Annotated in this window: 21 protein-coding genes and 1 tRNA gene; 16 read left to right on the top strand and 6 right to left on the bottom strand. The window is 65.2% G+C overall.

Going from position 1 to position 18,614, the window contains the following annotated elements; genetic code table 11:
* Position 1 precedes the first annotated feature (1 nt).
* Genes O9320_02145 through O9320_02115 form a run of 7 tightly spaced genes read left to right on the top strand, consistent with a single transcriptional unit; the run spans position 2 to position 4,172 of the window.
* Positions 2–787, top strand: coding sequence for a PhzF family phenazine biosynthesis protein (locus O9320_02145; protein ID MCZ8309625.1), 786 nt, complete (start codon positions 2–4; stop codon positions 785–787).
* Positions 780–1,253: a GNAT family N-acetyltransferase gene (locus tag O9320_02140; GenBank protein MCZ8309624.1), complete on the top strand. Its 474-nt coding sequence runs from the start codon at positions 780–782 to the stop codon at positions 1,251–1,253. The genes O9320_02145 and O9320_02140 overlap by 8 nt, the downstream gene beginning before the upstream one ends.
* The gene (locus O9320_02135; protein MCZ8309623.1) at positions 1,250–1,702 is read left to right on the top strand and encodes a GNAT family N-acetyltransferase; all 453 of its coding nucleotides are present in this window, start codon (positions 1,250–1,252) and stop codon (positions 1,700–1,702) included. The genes O9320_02140 and O9320_02135 overlap by 4 nt, the downstream gene beginning before the upstream one ends.
* A 3-nt stretch (positions 1,703–1,705) precedes the next feature.
* Complete coding sequence (locus tag O9320_02130; protein MCZ8309622.1) at positions 1,706–2,305, top strand: LysE family translocator; 600 nt, start codon at positions 1,706–1,708, stop codon at positions 2,303–2,305.
* Between the two features lie 55 nt (positions 2,306–2,360).
* Entirely contained in the window at positions 2,361–3,212 is an 852-nt protein-coding gene (locus O9320_02125; GenBank protein MCZ8309621.1) for a methylated-DNA--[protein]-cysteine S-methyltransferase, read from the top strand.
* Positions 3,213–3,222: 10 nt separating this feature from the next.
* Positions 3,223–3,678, top strand: a complete 456-nt coding sequence (locus tag O9320_02120) for a MaoC family dehydratase (protein MCZ8309620.1) — start codon at positions 3,223–3,225, stop codon at positions 3,676–3,678.
* Positions 3,675–4,172: a GNAT family N-acetyltransferase gene (locus tag O9320_02115; protein MCZ8309619.1), complete on the top strand. Its 498-nt coding sequence runs from the start codon at positions 3,675–3,677 to the stop codon at positions 4,170–4,172. The genes O9320_02120 and O9320_02115 overlap by 4 nt, the downstream gene beginning before the upstream one ends.
* Here O9320_02115 and O9320_02110 read toward each other — a convergent pair.
* Both O9320_02110 and fabI read right to left on the bottom strand, forming a co-directional pair.
* A complete protein-coding gene (locus tag O9320_02110) occupies positions 4,169–4,684 on the bottom strand; it encodes a L,D-transpeptidase family protein (protein ID MCZ8309618.1) in 516 nt (171 codons plus the stop codon). The genes O9320_02115 and O9320_02110 overlap by 4 nt on opposite strands.
* 10 nt (positions 4,685–4,694) lie before the next feature.
* A complete protein-coding gene (gene fabI / locus O9320_02105) occupies positions 4,695–5,468 on the bottom strand; it encodes an enoyl-ACP reductase FabI (GenBank protein ID MCZ8309617.1) in 774 nt (257 codons plus the stop codon).
* 139 nt (positions 5,469–5,607) lie between these two features.
* Here fabI and O9320_02100 point away from each other — a divergent pair, with 139 nt between their 5' ends.
* A complete protein-coding gene (locus O9320_02100; GenBank protein MCZ8309616.1) occupies positions 5,608–6,765 on the top strand; it encodes a phosphoserine transaminase in 1,158 nt (385 codons plus the stop codon).
* A gap of 55 nt (positions 6,766–6,820) precedes the next feature.
* Positions 6,821–8,398, top strand: a complete 1,578-nt coding sequence (gene serA / locus O9320_02095; GenBank protein ID MCZ8309615.1) for a phosphoglycerate dehydrogenase — start codon at positions 6,821–6,823, stop codon at positions 8,396–8,398.
* Here the strand turns inward: serA and O9320_02090 are convergent.
* Positions 8,395–8,658, bottom strand: a complete 264-nt coding sequence (locus O9320_02090; GenBank protein ID MCZ8309614.1) for a hypothetical protein — start codon at positions 8,656–8,658, stop codon at positions 8,395–8,397. The genes serA and O9320_02090 overlap by 4 nt on opposite strands.
* Before the next feature lie 356 nt (positions 8,659–9,014).
* On the opposite strand from O9320_02090, the gene O9320_02085 reads away from it, so the two are divergent.
* From O9320_02085 to O9320_02070, 4 genes are all read left to right on the top strand, one after another.
* Positions 9,015–10,184, top strand: a complete 1,170-nt coding sequence (locus tag O9320_02085) for an ATP phosphoribosyltransferase regulatory subunit (protein MCZ8309613.1) — start codon at positions 9,015–9,017, stop codon at positions 10,182–10,184.
* Positions 10,181–11,476, top strand: a complete 1,296-nt coding sequence (locus O9320_02080) for an adenylosuccinate synthase (protein MCZ8309612.1) — start codon at positions 10,181–10,183, stop codon at positions 11,474–11,476. Before O9320_02085 ends, O9320_02080 begins: the two co-directional genes overlap by 4 nt.
* A gap of 92 nt (positions 11,477–11,568) precedes the next feature.
* Entirely contained in the window at positions 11,569–13,620 is a 2,052-nt protein-coding gene (locus O9320_02075) for a hypothetical protein (protein ID MCZ8309611.1), read from the top strand.
* Complete coding sequence (locus O9320_02070) at positions 13,620–14,114, top strand: hypothetical protein (GenBank protein ID MCZ8309610.1); 495 nt, start codon at positions 13,620–13,622, stop codon at positions 14,112–14,114. Before O9320_02075 ends, O9320_02070 begins: the two co-directional genes overlap by 1 nt.
* Before the next feature lie 15 nt (positions 14,115–14,129).
* Here the strand turns inward: O9320_02070 and rpoH are convergent, their stop codons facing one another.
* Both rpoH and O9320_02060 read right to left on the bottom strand, forming a co-directional pair.
* Positions 14,130–14,999 carry an RNA polymerase sigma factor RpoH gene (gene rpoH / locus O9320_02065; protein ID MCZ8309609.1) on the bottom strand — a complete coding sequence of 290 codons (870 nt, stop codon included), beginning with the start codon at positions 14,997–14,999 and terminating at the stop codon, positions 14,130–14,132.
* A gap of 56 nt (positions 15,000–15,055) precedes the next feature.
* Positions 15,056–16,054, bottom strand: coding sequence for an RluA family pseudouridine synthase (locus tag O9320_02060; protein MCZ8309608.1), 999 nt, complete (start codon positions 16,052–16,054; stop codon positions 15,056–15,058).
* Positions 16,055–16,093: 39 nt separating this feature from the next.
* On the opposite strand from O9320_02060, the gene O9320_02055 reads away from it, so the two are divergent.
* From O9320_02055 to O9320_02045, 3 genes are all read left to right on the top strand, one after another.
* Positions 16,094–16,423: a hypothetical protein gene (locus tag O9320_02055; protein MCZ8309607.1), complete on the top strand. Its 330-nt coding sequence runs from the start codon at positions 16,094–16,096 to the stop codon at positions 16,421–16,423.
* The gene (locus O9320_02050) at positions 16,420–17,463 is read left to right on the top strand and encodes a low specificity L-threonine aldolase (GenBank protein ID MCZ8309606.1); all 1,044 of its coding nucleotides are present in this window, start codon (positions 16,420–16,422) and stop codon (positions 17,461–17,463) included. The genes O9320_02055 and O9320_02050 overlap by 4 nt, the downstream gene beginning before the upstream one ends.
* Positions 17,464–17,482: 19 nt before the next feature.
* Positions 17,483–17,558 (top strand) — tRNA-Glu (locus O9320_02045).
* 57 nt (positions 17,559–17,615) lie between these two features.
* On the opposite strand, the gene O9320_02040 is transcribed toward O9320_02045, so the two are convergent.
* The gene (locus O9320_02040) at positions 17,616–18,611 is read right to left on the bottom strand and encodes a LacI family DNA-binding transcriptional regulator (protein MCZ8309605.1); all 996 of its coding nucleotides are present in this window, start codon (positions 18,609–18,611) and stop codon (positions 17,616–17,618) included.
* Positions 18,612–18,614: the final 3 nt, after the last annotated feature.

The raw sequence follows: 18,614 nt of genomic DNA, 5'->3' as shown, positions 1-18,614 counted from the left end.
GATGCGTTTGCCGATCTATCAGGTCGATGCGTTTGCCGACCGGCTGTTTGCGGGCAACCCTGCGGCCGTCGTGCCGCTCGAAACTTGGCTACCCGAGGCGACGATGACCGCCATCGCGGCCGAGAACAATCTGGCCGAGACGGCGTTTTTCGTGCCGCAGGACGACGGTTTCGGCTTGCGCTGGTTCACGCCGGAAATCGAAGTGCCTTTGTGCGGCCACGCCACGCTCGCAAGCGCCTTCGTGCTGATGACGAAGCTCGAGCCCGCACGCACGCATGTGCGCTTCCACACCAAATCGGGGGCACTCGAAGTCGCGCGCGACGGCGAGCTCTATGCGCTCGATTTCCCGTCGCGCGGGCTCGAAGCGGCCGCCGACCCCGATGCGGTGGCGCAGGCGCTTGGCGGGGCACCCGTCGCCGTGTCGTTTTCGACCGACCGCTACATGGCGCTCTACGAGACCGCCGACGAAGTGCGCGCCCTCAAGCCCGACATGAAAAAGCTGCTCGCCACGAAATACGGCCGTGCGATCGCGACCGCACCCGGCGAAGAAGGCTGCGATTTCGTGTCGCGCTTTTTTGCCCCCTTTGCCGGCATCGACGAAGATCCGGTCACCGGCTCCTCGCATTGCACGCTTGTCCCCTACTGGGCCAAGCGCCTCGGCAAAACCAAGCTCGTCGCCCGCCAGGTGAGCAAGCGCGGCGGCACGCTGTTCTGCCAAGATGCGGGGAAGCGCACGATCATGTCGGGCCGTGCCAAGCTCTATCTCGAGGGCAGCATCTATGTCTGACGCCGTCCGGATGCGCGCTGCCGAAGGTGCTGCCGACATGGCGATTGTCGCGTCCCTGTTCCGCGAATACCAGCAGGGGCTCGGCGTGTCGCTGTGTTTCCAGGATTTCGAGCGCGAACTGGCCGAACTGCCGGGTGCCTATGCGCGGCCCGGCGGCATCATCTTCTTGGCCGAGCGCGGCGGGCAGCCGATGGGTGTCGGCGCGTTGCGCGCCCTCGGGCCCGGCATTGCCGAAATGAAGCGCCTCTACGTACGCGACGCAGCCCGCGGTCTCGGGCTTGGGCGCAAGCTGGCGCAGGCCCTCGTCGCCGAGGCGCGGGCAAGCGGCTATGCGGCCATGCGTCTCGATACGTTGCCGCATCTCAACGCCGCCATCGCACTCTATCTCGACATGGGTTTCCGCCCGATCGCCGCCTACAACGACAATCCGATCGCGGGCGTGCAGCATTACGAGCTGTCGCTATGAGCGTGTGGCAGCGCGAGGACGGCTACAGCGTGTCGGACGAGGCAGCACGCCTCGACCGCGACTATGTGCACATGTGGCTTTCGACCCAATCCTACTGGGCGCGCGATCTGCCGCGTGCGGTGTTCGAGCGCTCGGTTGACGGCGCGATGTGTTTCGGCATCTATGCGCCCGACGGCGGCCAAGTCGGGTTCGCGCGCTGCATTTCCGATCGTGCCACGTTCGGCTATTTGGGCGACGTGTTCGTCGATGCCGCACACCGCAAGCGCGGCCTGTCGAAATTTCTGGTCGAAACGATCCTCGGCCATCCCGCCTTGCAGGGCTTTCGGCGCTGGAGCCTCGTCACGAGCGACGCGCACAGCCTCTATGCGCGTTTTGGTTTTGCGCCGTTGGCCGAGCCCGGCAAGCACATGGAGCGCCACAGTCCCAATGTCTATGCGAGCGGGCGCTGAACCATGCTGAGCCTTGAAGCGCTCGCCTCGCTCGTGGTGTTTTCGTTCGTGACGTCGGTGACGCCGGGACCCAACAATCTGATGCTGCTCGCTTCGGGCGTGAATTTCGGCTTCGCGCGCACGATCCCGCACATGCTTGGCATCGGGCTTGGCTTCATGCTGATGATCGTGCTGGTGGGGCTAGGACTCGGCGCTGTGTTCGAAGCCCTGCCGTGGCTGCATGATGCGATCAAATATGCGGGCTTTGCCTACATGCTCTATCTCGCCTGGAAGATCGCTAATTCGGGCCGCATCGGCGAGGGCAAGGAGGTCGGCCGGCCGATGACGTTCCTGGCCGCCGCCGCGTTCCAATGGGTCAACCCGAAGGCCTGGGCAATGGCGGTGACCGCACTTGGTGCCTACACGCTGCCCGAGGATTTCGTGTTGAGCGTTGCGTTGGTGGCGCTCGTGTTCGGCCTCGTCAATCTGCCGACCGTGTCGAGCTGGGCCTTGTTCGGCGTGTGGCTGCGGCGGTTCCTGGGCGATCCCAAGATCGTGCGCATCTTCAATTGGAGCTGTGCGGCCCTGCTCGTGGTCTCGCTCGTGCCGATGTTGCGGGGTTAGATATGCCGCAAGTTCCGGGTGGTGCGCGCCCGTGCGCGTGCTTATCTTCAGGTCCATGAGCGACTATGCGCGCATCGAAAAGGCCTTGGGCTATCTCGCGGCCAATGTGGACGAACAGCCGGACCTCGACCGCGTTGCGGCGGAAATCGGGCTGTCGCCGTTCCATTTCCAGCGCCTTTTCACGCGCTGGGTCGGTGTGAGCCCGAAGAAGTTTCTGCAGTATCTGAGCTTGGGCCGCGCCAAGGAATGTCTCGCACAGGCGGGCTCGGTGCTCGATGCGTCGTTTGCCGCCGGCTTGTCGGGGCCGGGGCGGCTCCACGATCTGTTCGTGGCGCACGAGGCCGTAACACCGGGCGAATACAAAGCGCGCGGCGCCGGGCTCGAGATTTTCTGGGGCTGGGCGCAGTCGCCGTTCGGTGAAGCCTTGGTGCTCGCAACAGCGCGCGGCCTGTGCGGGCTCGCCTTCTCGAGCGACGAACCGGCCGCAAAGGCCGCCACCTTCGCCGACATGCAAGCGCGCTGGCCGGCCGCAACGTATCGCGAAGACCGTGCGGCGGTCGCCAAGATCGCGGGCCATTTGTTTGCCGAGAAACGCGACGACGCTCTCAAACTCGTCCTCTACGGCTCGCCCTGGCAAATCAAAGTGTGGGAAGCGCTGCTCGCGATCCCGCCGGGCCAGCTTGTTTCGTACGACGACATCGCTTCGCTGATCGGTGCGAAGCGCGCGAGCCGTGCCGTGGGGACGGCCGTCGGCGCCAATCCGATTTCCTGGCTTGTGCCGTGCCATCGCGTGATCCGCAAATCGGGTGCGATCAGCCACTACCATTGGGGCCGGCCGCGCAAGCTGGCGATGATCGGTTGGGAGGCCGCACAGGCCGAACTGGCGAGCGCGTCTGCGCCCGGCTAGACTGCGGCCTATGAAAACCAACAACTATCTCGACGATCTCAAAAAAGGCGACCGCTTCGACAGCGGCGGCTACACCTTCACGGAATCGAGCATCGTCGATTTTGCGTTTCTGTACGATCCGCAGCCTTTCCATATCGATGCAACCGCCGCCGCCGCCTCGCATTTCGGCGGGCTCATCGCGTCGGGCTTCCACACGCTGTCGGTCGCGTTCCGGCTCTTCTACCAAACGGGCTTCGTGCGCGACGCCTCGATGGGCGGCCCCGGCATGGACGAGCTGCGCTGGCTCAAGCCCGTACGGCCCGGCGACACGCTGCGCTGCTCGGCCGAAGTGCTGGAAGTGTCGCCATCGCGCTCGAAACCCGATCGCGGCATCCTGAAGCTTGCTCTGGCCGCGCGCAATCAAGCCGACGAAACCGTGATGACGGTGACCTTCATCATCCTGCTCAAACGAAAGCCCGAAGCATGAGCCGCGAATTCGCCTTGCGCGACGCCGAACCCAAAGACGTCGGCCTCGTACTGCATTTCATCAAGCAGCTCGCGATCTACGAAAAACTCGCCCACGAGGTCGAAGCGACCGAGGCGAACCTGCAGCGTTGGATGTTCGGGCCCGACGCGGTCGCCGAGGCGATCCTTGCCGAGACGCCGCAAGGGCCCGTCGGCTTCGCGCTGTTCTATCGCAGCTTTTCGACCTTCATGGGCAGGCCCGGTCTCTATCTCGAAGATCTTTTCGTGGACGAAGCCGCGCGCGGTCTCGGCATCGGCAAGGCGCTGATCGTCGCAGGGGCAAAGCGCGCCGTTCAGCGCGGCTTCGGCAAATACCATTGGCAGGTGCTCGACTGGAACCAGCCCGCGCGCGATTTCTACGTCGCGATGGGGGCGCGCGAATCCGCTGCGTGGCTCAATGTGCGCATTGACGGCTCCGCCCTCGAAGCGCTCGCTGCACGGGACACTGCGTCTTAGCCGGGCAGGCGAATCGCGAGCATGCTGCCTTCGTCGCATTGGGCGAGCACCGCCAATAGATCGGGCAGCGCCAATGCAACGCAGCCCGCCGTCGGCGAAAAATCCGCGCGTGCCACATGCAGAAAGATCGCACTGCCGCGCCCGGCCTGCGGCGGTTCGTCGTTGTAGCCGAGCGGCACCACGATGTCGTAGACGCCGTCGTTGCGCGCCAAACGTTCGGGATGGTTTTCGACGCGGGTGCGGATCAGGCGATTGTAGTTCGGCGAGGCCGCATCGTCGTCCCACGCCATGTCGGCTTCGATGGGATGGAACCAGTCTTTGAGCGACGCCGGCAGCGTGAGACGGTCGGCGCGATAGAAACCGCGACGCAGCGGCCACATGCCTGCGGGCGTGGCACCGTCACCCTCGCGCTTTGCGTCGGCCGCAATGATTCCGCTGCGGCCCAAGGCGCAGTCGTAGTGCCGGCCGCCGATGGCGAGCGTGCCGCGCGCACCTTGTCCCGTCACGATCATGCAAACGAGACTAGCCGACGATGTTGTAGCCCGCATCGACATAATGCACGCCGCCGGTCATGCCGGCGGCCGCGTCGCTCGCAAGGAAGGCCGCCAACGCGCCGATCTCGTCGATGGTCACGAGGCGCTTGCCCGGGCTCTGCGCCTTGGCGCGCTCGACGAGTTCGTCGAACCGGTCGATGCCCGAGGCCGCACGCGTGAGCAGCGGTCCCGGCGAGAGCGCGTGTGCGCGTATGTGCTTGGGGCCGAGTTCTGCCGCGATGCTGCGCATGCTGGCTTCGAGCGCGGCCTTCACGGGGCCCATCATGTTGTAGTTCGCAACTGCCTTTTCGGCCCCGTAGAAGCTCACGGTCAACAGCGTGCCGCCGTCGGCCATCAAGGGTTCGGCTAAGCGCGCCATCCGGATGAAGCTGTGGCACGAGACTGCCATAGCCTGCAGGAATCCTGCCTCGCTGCAATCGACTACGCGCGCATGCAGATCTTCGCGCGGTGCGAACGCGATCGAGTGCAGCACGATATCGAGTTTGCCCCAGCGCGTGCGCGCATCGGCAAACGCCGCTTCGAGCGCACCCGGTACGCGCACGTCGCAAGGGCCGACTAAGGCCGCTTGGAGCGGTTCGGCAACAGCTGCGACATGCGGTCGCGCCTTGTCGCTGAGATAGGTGAGGGCCACGTCCGCCCCCGCCGCTTTGAAGGCGGCGGCACTGCCGGCGGCGATGGAATCGGCATTGGCCACGCCGAAAATCAGTGCTTTTTTGCCGCCGAGCGGCGCTGTCGTTTGCATGCAGTCACCCTAACACCGGAATGTTGCCGATTTTAAACGTGCCGATTTATTGGTTGCAACGCGGAGGCCAACGCATTAACAAGACCTCGGGCCAGGACCTCCCAACGGGTCCCGGCTCTTCTGAAAGGAAGAGCTTAAAATGACACAAAGCAAACCAAGCGTACGCCCCGCGTGCGCGAATTTTTCTTCCGGCCCTTGCGCCAAGCGCCCCGGCTGGTCCCTCGACACTCTCAAAGACGCGGCCCTCGGCCGTTCGCATCGCTCCAAGCTCGGCAAAGCCAAGCTCGCCGACACGATCGAGCGCACGCGCAAAGTGCTCGGCATCCCGGCCGACTACCGCATCGGCATTGTGCCGGCATCGGACACGGGTGCATTCGAAATGGCGATGTGGTCGCTGTTGGGTGCGCGCGGTGCCGATCTGATGACCTGGGAATCGTTCGGGGCGGGCTGGGTCACGGACGCCGTGAAGCAGCTCAAGCTCAAGAACACGCGCACCTTCGAAGCGCCTTACGGGCAGCTTCCCGATCTCAAAGCCGTCGATTTCGACAACGACGTCGTCTTCACCTGGAACGGCACCACCTCGGGCGTGCGCGTGCCCAACGGCGACTGGATCCCGGCCGACCGCAAGGGGCTCACGATCTGCGACGCGACCTCGGCTGCCTTCGCGATGCGCCTGCCGTGGGACAAGCTCGATGTCGTGACCTGGTCGTGGCAGAAAGTGCTGGGCGGCGAAGGCCAGCACGGCATGCTGGTGCTGAGCCCCCGCGCGGTCGAGCGGCTCACGACCTATACGCCGCCGTGGCCGATGCCCAAGATCTTCCGTCTCACGCAAGGCGGCAAGCTGATCGAAGGCGTGTTCAAGGGCGAGACGATCAACACGCCCTCGATGCTTGCGGTTGAAGACGCGCTCGACGGTCTGATCTGGTCCGAAAAAATCGGCGGGCTCGACGCGCTAATCGCGCGCTCGGAAAAAAACCTCGCCGCGATCGAAGCCTGGGCCGCCAAGACGCCGTGGGTCGGCTTTCTTGCCGCGGACAAGGCGATCCGCTCCTGCACGTCGGTGTGCTTGGTGATCCAAGACCCGGACGTGGCCAAGCTCGACGCTGAAGCCAAAGCCGCCTTCTCGAAAAAGATGGTGGCCTTGCTCGAAGCCGAGAAGGTCGCTTTCGACATCGACGCCTATCGCGACGCCCCGCCGGGCTTGCGCATTTGGGCCGGTGCCACCGTCGAAACCGCCGATCTCGAAGCTTTGTTCGGCTGGCTCGACTGGGCCTTCGCGACCGTCAAAGCCGGCTGAAGCAGCTCGCTTTCCCTTTCAAATTTTGTGCGTCCTTAAACGCAAGGAATCCGTCATGGCCAAAGTTCTGATCTCCGATGCCCTGAGCCCGCGCGCCGTCGATATCTTCAAGGAGCGCGGCATCGAAACCGACATGAAAGTCGGCCTCAAACCCGACGAGCTCAAAGCCATCATCGGCAATTACGACGGTCTCGCCATCCGCTCGGCCACGAAAGTGACCAAGGAAATCCTGGCCGCCGCCCCGCATCTCAAAGTGATCGGCCGTGCCGGTATCGGCGTCGATAATGTCGACGTGCCCGCCGCCACCGCGCGCGGCGTGGTGGTGATGAACACGCCGTTCGGCAATTCGATCACGACGGCCGAACACGCGATCGCAATGATGATGGCGCTCGCCCGCCAGCTCCCCAGTGCCGACCGTTCGACCCAGGCCGGCAAGTGGGAGAAGAACCGCTTCATGGGCGTGGAAATCTCGGGCAAGACACTCGGCCTCATCGGGGCCGGCAATATCGGCTCGATCGTCGCCGACCGCGCCTTGGGCCTCAAGATGAAGGTCGTGGCCTACGACCCGTTCTTGGCACCCGAACGCGCGCAGGCGATGGGTGTGGAAAAAGTCGATCTTGATACGCTGCTGGCGCGCGCTGATTTCATCACGCTGCACACGCCGATGACCGAGCAGACCAAGAATCTGCTCGATGCCAAAGCGCTCGCCAAGACCAAGAAGGGCGTGCGCATCGTCAATTGCGCGCGCGGCGGCCTCATCGTCGAAGAAGATCTCAAAGCCGCACTCGACAGCGGCCAGGTCGCCGGTGCGGCCCTCGACGTGTTTTTGACCGAACCCGCCAAGGAAAACCCGCTCTTCGGCCGCGACGACGTGATCTGCACGCCGCATCTGGGCGCTTCGACCAACGAGGCGCAGGAGAATGTGGCGCTTCAGGTGGCCGAGCAGATGTCGGACTTCCTGCTCACCGGTGCCGTCACCAACGCCGTCAACATGCCGTCGGTTTCGGCCGAAGACGCGCCCAAGCTCAAGCCCTACATGCAGCTTGCGACCAATCTCGGCTCGTATCTGGGCCAGCTACAGGACGAAAATGTCGTCTCGGTCGCGATCGAATACGAGGGGGCCGTGGCCGCCCTCAACACGAAGCCGCTTACGGCGTGCGTGCTCGCGGGCTTCCTGGGCGCGCAGCTCGAGACGGTGAACTCGGTCTCGGCCCCGGCCGTCGCGCGCGAGCGCGGCATTGCCGTGACCGAGGCGCGCCATGACCGCGCATCGGACTATCCCACGCTCATCAGCGTGACGGTCGTAAGCCAGGGCCAGACGCGCAAGATTGCGGGCTCGCTGTTCGGCAACGCCAAGCCGCGCATCGTCGCGATCGCCGATGTGCCGATCGAAGCCGAGTTCAGCGCTTCGATGCTCTATGTGCGCAACCAGGACAAGCCGGGCTTCATCGGCTCGATCGGCCGCTTGTTCGGCGACTCGAGCCTCAACATCGCCTCGTTCAATCTGGGCCGCCAGACGCGCGGCGGCGAAGCGATCTGCTTGATTGCCGTCGACCAGCCGATCGGCGAAGCCTTGCTCGAAAAAATCCGCGCCTTGCCGCAAGTGCTGCGCGCGCGGGCACTGCGGTTCTAGAAGGCGATAGGGCGGGGACGCGCGCGCCGGATCTGGTGGCGCGCGTCCCGTTCTTCGCTGTTTCGCGCCGCAGCTACCCCGTCTTCGGCGCCGCGTTCGTCACTGCCAAGCATCACGCCCGCTTCGGCGAGATCGTCGTGCGCCCGCGATCGGTCGGCCGCCCCGCGCCTAGCGAGAGAAGCGCCGATCGCGGCCAAGACGAGCAACGCCTCGAGCCCTTCGCGCACCAAAATCGTCGCCGAATCGTGAAATGCCCCCATGACGTGCCCCTTCGCTTCCGTCGCAAATACCAGTTTGAGATGGGAGGAGGCCTTGATTTAAGGAATAAAAAGTAGTATTTTAGGACTATGAGCATCATATTGGCACTAAAGGATTCGTTTGGCGCACCGCTTGTCGGCCGCATCGGCGGTCGCCTTTGCGCCGAAATAGGCGACGGAAAAAATCGGCGTAACATGTCGCCTGAAGAAGGTTTTTTCTCGTCGGATCAGGGCGTTAAAATAGGTTGCGCGAATTGGCGACGGTTGCCGAAAGTCGCCTATTTCCCATGGCGTGGCCCGACAAAACCGGCTACTCAAGCGCGCCCATGCGAGGTGGACCCTCGCCAGCTGGGGGAGCCATGAACGAACTTGTCACACGCGCCTTGCTGCCGGCGGGCCTGCGCGATGCGCTGCCGGCGGAAGCCGACCAAGAGGCGGAAATCGTCTGGCGCGTCACGCAAGTTTTCAAGCGCTACGGCTATGCGCGCGTGAAGCCGCCGATGGTCGAGTTCGAAGAATCGCTGCTGGCGGGAAGCCAAGCCGGCATGTCGCGCCATTGCTTCCGCCTCATGGATCCCGACAGCCAGCGCATGATGGCGCTCCGCGCCGACATGACGCCGCAAGTGGCGCGCATCGCCGCCACGCGCCTCAAGGGCGAAGCGCGGCCGTTGCGCCTGTCCTATGCGGGCCAGGTGCTGCGCGTGAAGGGCGACGGGTTGCGGCCCGAACGCCAATTCGGCCAGGTAGGGGCCGAGCTCATCGGCGCCGACGAGCCCGCAGCCGACGCCGAAATCATCGCCATGTCGGCGGCGGCACTCGCCGACGTGGGAGCCGCCAACGTCTCGATCGATCTCACGATCCCCTATCTCGTTCCTGCAATCATCGGCTGGAGCCAGGTGCCGCCCGACATCGCCGCGAACTTGCGCGCCGCCCTCGACCGCAAGGATGCGGCGGAAGTGGCGCGCCTCGGCGGCAAGGTCGGCGCTTTGCTGGCCGATCTTGTGGCCGCAAGCGGCCCTGCCGCCGCAGCCCTTGCCAAGCTTGAGGGGCTCGATCTTCCGCCGACCGCGCGCGGCGAGGTCGTGCGCCTCAAGGAGGCCGTGCGCCTCGTGCAAGCGGCACGCCCCGATCTTGTTCTGACGATCGATACGGTCGAGCGGCGCGGCTTCGAATACCAGAAGGGCCTGTCCTTCACGATCTTCGCGCGGGGCGTGCGCGGCGAACTCGGCCGCGGCGGGCGCTATCTTGCGGGCGAAGATCTGATGGAAGGGGCGGGCGAAACCGCGACGGGCGTCACGCTCTTCACCGACACGGTGCTGCGCGCCTTGCCGTTTCCGGCGGCCGAGGCGTGCGCGTTCGCACCCTTCGGCACGCCGCCCGAACTCGTGCGCGCCTTGCGCGACGGCGGCCGCGTGGTGCGCGAAGGTTTCGGCGCCGTCGCGGACGCAAATGCCGAAGCGCGGCGCCTGGGCTGCAGCCATATCGTCGAAGGCGGCAAGGCCGTCATTCTTGAGGAAACGAAGAAATGACCAACGTCACTGTCGTCGGTTCGCAATGGGGCGATGAAGGCAAAGGCAAAATCGTCGACTGGCTCAGCGAGCGCGCCGAAATCGTCGTGCGCTTCCAGGGCGGGCACAATGCCGGCCACACGCTCGTGGTCGACGGCGTCACCTACAAGCTGTCGCTGCTGCCCTCGGGCGTGGTACGGCCGGGCAAGCTCGGCATCATCGGCAACGGCGTGGTCGTCGATCCGTGGCATCTCCTCAAGGAGATCGCCGCGATCCGCGAGAAGGGTGTGGATGTCGGTCCCGACAATCTCAGAGTTGCCGAAAATGCGGCGCTCATCCTGCCATTGCACGCCGAAATAGACCGCCTGCGCGAGGAAGCGCGCGGGGCCGCCAAGATCGGCACGACCGGGCGCGGCATCGGCCCCGCCTACGAAGACAAGGTCGCGCGCCGCGCCATCCGCCTGTGCGATCTCTCGGACCCTGCCACGCTCAAGACCAAGCTCGACGAGCTGCTGCGCCACCACGACGCGCTGCGCAAAGGCTTGGGCTTCGCACCCGTCGACCGCGCCGCACTCGAAAAATCCTTGGCAGAGATGGCGCCGCAGATTCTGCCCTATGCCGATCCGGTGTGGCCGTTCCTCGACGAGGCGGTGCGCAAAGGCCGCCGCATCCTGTTCGAGGGTGCGCAAGGCGCTTTGCTCGACATCGACCACGGCACCTATCCGTTCGTGACGTCGTCGAACACAGTGGCCGCACAAGCTGCAACCGGCGCGGGTGTCGGACCCAACGCAACGGGCTTCGTGCTCGGCATCACCAAGGCCTACACGACGCGCGTGGGCTCGGGCCCGTTCCCGACGGAGCTCACCGATGCGGTCGGCCAAGGTTTGGGCGAACGCGGGCACGAATTCGGCACCGTCACCGGGCGGCCGCGGCGCTGCGGCTGGTTCGACGCCGTGCTCGTGCGCCAGAGCGTGCGCGTGGGCGGCATTCGCGGCATCGCCCTCACCAAGCTCGACGTGCTCGACGGCATGGACGAACTCAAAGTATGCGTGGCCTACGACATCGACGGGCGGCGCTACGACCGTCTGCCGGCCGCCCAGCATCTGCAGGCGCGCGCGGTCCCCGTCTACGAAACGATGCGCGGCTGGAAGGAATCGACGCGCGGGGCTCGCTCGTGGGCCGAGCTCCCGGCCGCCGCAATCAAATACATCGTGCGCATCGAAGAGCTGATCGGCTGCCGCGTGGCCATGCTCTCCACGAGTCCCGAGCGCAACGACACGATCCTCACGGCCGATCCTTTCGCGGGCGGGTAGGGGCGGCCGTCCTATCTCGTGATTCGCGCCGCGGTTTGGCGTAGAATCACGAGTCGGATCGTCGGCCATTCTGCGGCCGGGAAGACGGGGCCATGGCGGAACCTGCCAACATCGAAGCCAAGCAACCGGGCGAAGCGGCCCCGCAGGCGGCTGCCCTTGCGGGCGGCGGCGTGCCGCTCGGCAATCGCTTCCAGATATTCCCCGCCATTCCGATCCCGGACATGTCGACGCCGACCGTGCGCGCGTTTTCGGCCGCCGACACGCGCGACGACGGCGTGCCGCGCGTCGCCCTCATCTGCAGCAACGATCTGCTGCCGCGCCTCGAGATGGCCAAGGCCCTCAAGACCGTCGAGCGGCCCGGCCTCTTGCGGCTCTACGATTTCGACCTCGTGAACTGGCCCGGCACCAAGGGCAAGCGGCTTGCCCTTATCTATGACTTCCCCGAGGGCGGGCCGCTGTGGTCGGGCAAAGCGCCGCGCGAGGCGTGGACCGGGGCCAAGATCGTGAGCCATATTCTGGGCCCGCTTGCCACGGGTTTGAGCGAACTCTTCGTGCGCAACGTCACGCATCGCTCCCTCCGCCCGCAGAATCTGTTCTGGCTCGACGAGGCGCGCACGCGCGTGGTGATGGGGCCATGCCTGCAGGCGCCGCCCGGCTTCGACCAGCCGCCGGCCTTCGAGCCGCTGGCCGGTGCGATGACCGATCCCGAGGGCCGCGGCAACGGCACGCGCGCCGACGACATGTTCGCGCTCGGCATGACGCTGATGGCCTTCGCGCAAGGCTCGATGCCGGGTGCGGGCCTTGATCCCGACGAAGCGATCTACCGGCGCATCGATACGAACTCGTTTGACACGTTCGCCGATCTCAACAAGCTGCCGCCCGTGCTGATGGATGTGCTGCGCGGTCTCCTCAACGATTGGGAGCCCGATCGCTGGACGATCGAGCATCTGCGCGGCTGGCTCGAAGGCAAGCGCCAGCAGATTCCCAACACCGCCCCGCAGATGTCGCGCGCGGCGCAAGGCTACAAATTCGGCAAGCGCGAGCACAAAAACGCGCGCACGCTTGCCCACGCGATGGGCCGCAATTTCGAAGCGGCCGCGCGCGAGCTGCGCAACGGTGCGATCCCCATGTGGGTGCGCACGTCGCTGGGCGAGCAGAAGCTGCACGACCGCCTGATGGCGGCTGTCAACGAATCGACCGGCGATACCAACGCCACCTACAACGACGCCACGATCGTCGGGCGCGCTTGCGTGATTCTCGATCCGATGGCGCCCGTGCGCTTCCGCGGCCACAGCGTTACGGCCGACGGGCTCGGGCCAGCCCTTGCGGCCGCGATGCGCAAGCCCGGCAACGGCCCGATTTTCACCGATCTCATCCGCTCGCGCATTCTGGGCAGCTGGGCGCATTTCTACAAACTCGCCGGCGGCAAGAACCTGCCGGCCAACAGCATCCTCGACCGCGTCGGGCGCTGGGTCGAAGATCCGGCCCCCGGCAACGGCATCGAGCGCTGCCTCTACGAGCTCAATCCCAATCTGCCGTGTTTCTCCGAACTGGCGGCGGGTATGTGGGTCTCGGAGCCTGAGCACGTGCTCGAAGCGCTCGAGGTTTCCGCAGGGGCTGACCGCAAGCCGGTCGATCGGCATATCGCGGCGTTTTTGGCGTCGCATGCCGGTGCCAATTCGGGCCAGATCAAAGCGCTCATGAATCCCGAACAAGTCGACGCACACGGCGGCCTGTCGATCGTGAAGCTGCTGGCCGATCTGCAGGAAAAATTCGGGCCGCCCTCGGTGCCGCGCCTCACCGCGTGGTGCGCAGGCCTCGTGCGCCAGTTCATCGACACGATCCGCAATCTGCCGCTGCGCACGCTGCAGCTCGAGCAGCTCAACAAGGTCTCGGAAGAGGGCGATCTCAAGAAACTTCTCGAGCTCGTGGACAACGAGAAGATGCGCGACGCCGACGCGCGCGCGTTCGAGAACGCCAAGGAATCCTACCAAAGTGCTTTGTTCGAAATCGGCGAGCTCAAGAACGGCGGCAAGATCCGCACCACGCTCGCCATCCATGCCGGCAAAGAGGCGGCAGCACTTACGGCCGCAAGCCTGTCGGGCGTGGTCGGGATCGGCTCGCTGCTGCTGAGGCTCATGTAATGGCCAAGATGGCGAAGCCCAAAGAAAAGAAATCCGGCCAACGCAGCCCGATGGTGCTCGCCACGGCCGGCGTGGGCGTGCTCGCGATCCTCGGCTGGCTCGGCTTCAACGTGCCGTGGCTGTGCGTGTACATGATCGGCGGCTTCCTGCCGACGATCGCGGCGTATCTGAGCGATCCGTCGCGCCAGAAATTCGACACGATCGCCGTCGGCACGCTGAGCGCTGGTGCCATGCTGCCCTTCCTGCTCGACGGGCTTGCGAGTGCCGGGCGCACCGGCGGGCGCGAGATCCTGGGCAACGCCTATGCCTGGGTCTCGGTCTATATCGCGGCGAGCTTCGCCTATGCGCTGTGCTGGCTGTTCCCCATCGTCGTGAACATCGCCTACGAAAACCGCGCCCAGGCGCGCATCCGCATGCTCGAGCGGCGCAAGACGATGCTGGAAGCCGAATGGGGCGAGTCCGTGCGCGGCGAGGAAGACAAGCTGCCGCGCTGACGGTACGGCGCGCGTTTAGCCGCCGCTTGCAATGCCCGCTTTGACCGCGCGCTGCAGTTTTTCGAAGGCGCGCACTTCGATCTGGCGCACGCGCTCGCGGCTGATGCCGTATTTTTGGCTGAGATCCTCGAGCGTGGCGGGCTCTTCGGACAGGCGCCGCTCCACCAGGATCGTGCGTTCGCGCGCATTGAGCTGGGCCAGCGCCTTTTCGAGCAGCTTGTGGCGGCGTGCCGATTCCTGGCTCTCGGCGAGCCGCGTTTCCTGGCTCTCGACCTCGTCCACGAGCCAGTCCTGCCACTCGCCTTCGAAATCGCCGCGCACGGGCGCGTTCAGCGAATGGTCGGGCGCTGCCAAGCGCCGGTTCATATTGATCACGTCCTGCTCGGGTACCTTGAGGTCAGTCGCGATCTTGGTCACGATCTCGGGCCGCAGATCGCCCTCTTCGAGCTGGCGCATCTGGCCTTTGAGCTTGCGCAGATTGAAAAACAGCTTTTTCTGCGCCGCCGTCGTGCCCATTTTGACCAGCGACCAGGAATGCAGGATGTATTCTTGGATGGCGGCGCGGATCCACCACATCGCGTAGGTGGCGAGGCGAAATCCGCGCTCGGGCTCGAAGCGTTTGACGGCCTGCATCATGCCGACATTGCCTTCCGAGATGAGCTCGGCCACCGGCAAGCCGTAGCCGCGATAACCCATCGCGATTTTGGCCACGAGGCGCAGATGCGAGGTCACGAGGCGGTGGGCGGCGGCCGCGTCTTCGCGTTCACGCCAGGCTTTCGCCAGCATGTATTCTTCGTCCTGCTCGAGCATCGGGAACTTGCGTATCTCCTGGAGATAGCGCTGCAAGTTTCCGTCCGAGCCTAGCGCTGGTATCTGCGCACGCAACCGCCCGCCCCCTTCGATATCCCCTTCGGCAGGGCCCCGCTCTGCCGTGAGCGATCTTACCCTTTGCCGCCGCGCATGCCTAGCGACGCTGCGGCCCGTCGCAAACGTTCGGCGAAGGCAGCAAGATCGGGGGCGAAGCCGCGTTCGAATCGCAACGGCCGACCGTCGTGCGGGTGTGCAAATCCAAGCACGAATGCATCCAGCGCTTGGCGGCCGAACGATGCGATTTCGGCATCGAGCGCGCTTGCACGCGGCGACGCTTTGCGTCCGTAGATACCGTCGCCCGCAAGCGGACAGCCGATGGCGGTGAGATGCACGCGAATCTGGTGCGTGCGGCCCGTCGCGAGACGGCATTCGACCAAGGCCGCACGATCGGAAAAACGTTCGAGCGTGCGGTAGTGGGTTCGGGCAGGTTTGCCGCCGCTGCGCACGATCGCCATGCGTTTGCGATTGCCCGGATCGCGGCCGATGGCCCCTTCGATATCGCCCTCGGAAGGGCGGGGCACGCCGCGCACGATCGCGGCATAGAGCCGCTCGACCGTGTGGCTTGCGAATTGTGCGGCCAAATGGCGGTGTGCTGCATCGGTCTTGGCGGCGACCATGAGGCCGCTCGTGTCTTTGTCGAGCCGATGCACGATGCCCGGCCGTTCGACGCCGCCGATCCCCGACAGCGAACCCGCACAATGGGCGAGCAGCGCATTCACGAGCGTGCCGTCGGCATTGCCGGGGGCAGGGTGCACGACGAGGCCCGCGGGTTTGTCGATCACGATCAAGTGCGCATCTTCGTAGACCACGTCGAGTGCGATCGCTTGCGCTTCCTGGCGCGCTGGGGTGGCGTCCGGCACGGCGAGTTCCAGCGTTTCGCCCGCTTTGACCTTGTGCGACGGCTCCGTTATCGTCGCGCCGTCGATGCGCGCATGGCCTTCTTCGATCAGCGCTTTGAGGCGGCTGCGCGACAGTGCAGCGCCGTGTAGCACGACAAGAGCGCGGTCGAGCCGCGTGCCGACAAGATCGTCGGGCACGGGCGCTGAAAAGAGGGTCGGCGCTGCGTTCATAGGCTGTTTGGTACCTGAAGCGAGGTCTTGAATCCACCCATGCGCGCGTTGAAAGCCGTTGTTCTGTCGCTGGGGGCATTGTGCGTGGCCGCCTTCGGCGTTCTGGTCTATCTGGTCGTGGCGGGGATCGGCGGCAAGGAAGCGTCTGTTCCTGCGCAAACCGCAACGACCGCCCCACCCTTGGCCGGCCTGCGCTGGAACGACCTGTCGCTGGGGCAGCCTGCGGGCACGCGCATTGTCGGCGTGGTGTCGACGGGCGGCTTACTTGCGATCCATGTCGAAGCGCCGGGCGGGGCGGGCATCATCCTGCTCGTCGATCCTGCGAGCGGCCAATTGCGCGGCCGCATCATGCCGGGAACAACACCATGAATTTTGCGTCCGACAATACGGCCCCCGTCCATCCCAAGATCATGGCGGCTCTCGAAGCCGCCAATTCGGGCCATGCGATGGCTTACGGCAACGACGCGATCGCCAAGCGGCTCGACAAACATTTCGCCGATCTGTTCGAGCGGCCTTGCGCCGTGTTTCCCGTGGCCACGGGGACGGCCGCCAATTCGCTCTCGCTGGCGGCGATGACCCCGCCATGGGGGGCTGTCTATTGCCATCCGGACGCGCACATCAACACCGACGAGTGCGGTGCGCCGGAGTTCTATACGGGCGGGGCCAAACTCGTCGGCGTCCAGGGTGCGAGTGGTAAGATCGACGCGCACACGCTCGCTGCAACGCTTGCGGCGGCACGCCATATCGGCGTGCATCAAGTGCAGCCGGCTGCCGTGTCGATCACCAACGCGACCGAAGCAGGCACGGTCTATGCGGTGTCCGAGATCGCGGCCTTGGCCGAGATCGCGCACCGCGCCGACCTCAAATTCCATCTCGACGGGGCGCGCTTTGCCAATGCGCTTGTGCACCAGGGTGCAACGCCGGCCGACGCGACATGGCGTGCGGGCGTCGATATCCTGTCCTTCGGCGCCACGAAGAACGGCTGCATGGCGGCCGAAGCGATCGTGGTGTTCGACGAAGCGCTCGCCGCGACGATCGCATTGCGCCGCAAGCGTGCGGGGCATCTGTTTTCGAAGATGCGCTATCTTGCAGCCCAGCTCGAAGCCTATCTCGCCGACGATCTCTGGCTCGTGATGGCGCGCCATGCCAACGCGCTGGCACAGCGCTTGGCAAACGCGCTCGCGGCGATCCCGGGTGCGAAACTCGCGCACACGGTCGAAGCCAACGAGATCTTCGTCGAACTCCCCGAAGCGTCGATCGTGGCGCTTGAACAGGCGGGTTTTGCCGTCTATCGCTGGAACGGGCCGGGCACGCAACTTTTGCGCTTGGTCGTGTCGTGGTCGTCGCGCCAGGAAGACGCCGACCGCCTCGCCGCCACCGCCCTTGCCGCAGCGAGCCGTATCGGCTAAGCCCTAGCGGACGTGCAAGGTCCCCATCGTCTAGAGGCCTAGGACGGCACCCTCTCACGGTGCAGACCGGGGTTCGAATCCCCGTGGGGACGCCAGCGCGGATGAAATTGAACACCTTTATGCAGTGCGGCGGGCGGCACTGAAATCTGCGTTCATATCGAGGCGCGAATCACGAGTTCGGCCGCGTGAACAATGCGGCGGCTGGGACCCGAATAGCCGTCGATCCTTTCGATCAAAGCGTTCCAAGCGCTGCGCGCCATGTCTTTGATCGGGTGGCGGATGATGGAAAGCGGCGGCTCGACAACCAATGCCCAATTCGGTTCGTCGAAAACGAGCAGCGATATGTCGTCCGGAATCCGGACGTTGGACCGTTTGATCGTCGCGATCAGCGGCAACGCCAGGATGCTGTTCGACGCGATGATCGCGTCCGGGCGCTCGCGGCGGCGCAGGATCGTTTCGATTTGGGCGGCAAATTCGCCATCGTCGGCGGCGCGCACGAATGTTTCCGTGTGGATTCCAATTTTCTTGCCCGCGGCAGCGAGCGCTGCCATGCGATGCTGCGTTGTGATCAGTTCGGGGAATCGCACAATGAACGTCACGCGCTTTCGCCCGGCCGCGGCGAGGGCCGCAACCGCATCCGCCATGGCGCCGCTATTGTCCATCGAGACATAGTCGAAGCGCGGATCGTCGCTGACGCGGTCGATGACGACCGCCGGCACGCCGGCCGCCGCGATCTGGTCGAAGGCAGCGCTCGGTGCGGCGGTCGGCACCAAAAGGATCCCATCGACTTGGCGTTCCAGCAATGCACGCGCGCGGCGCACCTCCGTCTCAGGCTCGCCGCGACTCAGAACCTGCATGACCTCGTAGCCTTGCTGCGCGCCAATACTCTCGAAATTGTCCAGCAGTGCTGCGAAATAGGCGCTGGCCGTGTCGTGGGCAATCAGCCCGACGACCCGCGAATGGCGCCGACGCAAACTTTGCGCGACCCGGTTCGGCAGAAAGCCAAGCGTGTCGATTGCCGCGACGACGGCCGCACGCCTCGCGTCGCTCACCGGAATTCTTGGATTGAGAACGTTCGAGACTGTGCCGATCGAAACGCCGGCAAGGCGTGCGACGTCGCTGATCGTCGCTTTGGGTCTGTCCTTCAAGCG

The sequence above is a fragment of the Magnetospirillum sp. genome, assembly GCA_027532905.1.
Taxonomy (GTDB): domain Bacteria; phylum Pseudomonadota; class Alphaproteobacteria; order CACIAM-22H2; family CACIAM-22H2; genus Tagaea.
This window is presented reverse-complemented; position numbering and strand designations above follow the sequence as displayed.

Coding starts and splice junctions, on each gene's coding strand:
- O9320_02115 (MCZ8309619.1), top strand. CDS start 3,675: ATGAGCCGCGAATTCGCCTTGCGCGACGCCGAACCCAAAGACGTCGGC.
- O9320_02145 (MCZ8309625.1), top strand. CDS start 2: ATGCGTTTGCCGATCTATCAGGTCGATGCGTTTGCCGACCGGCTGTTT.
- O9320_02070 (MCZ8309610.1), top strand. CDS start 13,620: ATGGCCAAGATGGCGAAGCCCAAAGAAAAGAAATCCGGCCAACGCAGC.
- O9320_02055 (MCZ8309607.1), top strand. CDS start 16,094: ATGCGCGCGTTGAAAGCCGTTGTTCTGTCGCTGGGGGCATTGTGCGTG.
- O9320_02135 (MCZ8309623.1), top strand. CDS start 1,250: ATGAGCGTGTGGCAGCGCGAGGACGGCTACAGCGTGTCGGACGAGGCA.
- O9320_02085 (MCZ8309613.1), top strand. CDS start 9,015: ATGAACGAACTTGTCACACGCGCCTTGCTGCCGGCGGGCCTGCGCGAT.
- O9320_02110 (MCZ8309618.1), bottom strand. CDS start 4,684: ATGATCGTGACGGGACAAGGTGCGCGCGGCACGCTCGCCATCGGCGGC.
- O9320_02060 (MCZ8309608.1), bottom strand. CDS start 16,054: ATGAACGCAGCGCCGACCCTCTTTTCAGCGCCCGTGCCCGACGATCTT.
- fabI (MCZ8309617.1), bottom strand. CDS start 5,468: ATGCAAACGACAGCGCCGCTCGGCGGCAAAAAAGCACTGATTTTCGGC.
- O9320_02100 (MCZ8309616.1), top strand. CDS start 5,608: ATGACACAAAGCAAACCAAGCGTACGCCCCGCGTGCGCGAATTTTTCT.
- O9320_02080 (MCZ8309612.1), top strand. CDS start 10,181: ATGACCAACGTCACTGTCGTCGGTTCGCAATGGGGCGATGAAGGCAAA.
- O9320_02120 (MCZ8309620.1), top strand. CDS start 3,223: ATGAAAACCAACAACTATCTCGACGATCTCAAAAAAGGCGACCGCTTC.
- O9320_02090 (MCZ8309614.1), bottom strand. CDS start 8,658: ATGGGGGCATTTCACGATTCGGCGACGATTTTGGTGCGCGAAGGGCTC.
- O9320_02140 (MCZ8309624.1), top strand. CDS start 780: ATGTCTGACGCCGTCCGGATGCGCGCTGCCGAAGGTGCTGCCGACATG.
- serA (MCZ8309615.1), top strand. CDS start 6,821: ATGGCCAAAGTTCTGATCTCCGATGCCCTGAGCCCGCGCGCCGTCGAT.
- O9320_02125 (MCZ8309621.1), top strand. CDS start 2,361: ATGAGCGACTATGCGCGCATCGAAAAGGCCTTGGGCTATCTCGCGGCC.
- O9320_02050 (MCZ8309606.1), top strand. CDS start 16,420: ATGAATTTTGCGTCCGACAATACGGCCCCCGTCCATCCCAAGATCATG.
- O9320_02075 (MCZ8309611.1), top strand. CDS start 11,569: ATGGCGGAACCTGCCAACATCGAAGCCAAGCAACCGGGCGAAGCGGCC.
- O9320_02130 (MCZ8309622.1), top strand. CDS start 1,706: ATGCTGAGCCTTGAAGCGCTCGCCTCGCTCGTGGTGTTTTCGTTCGTG.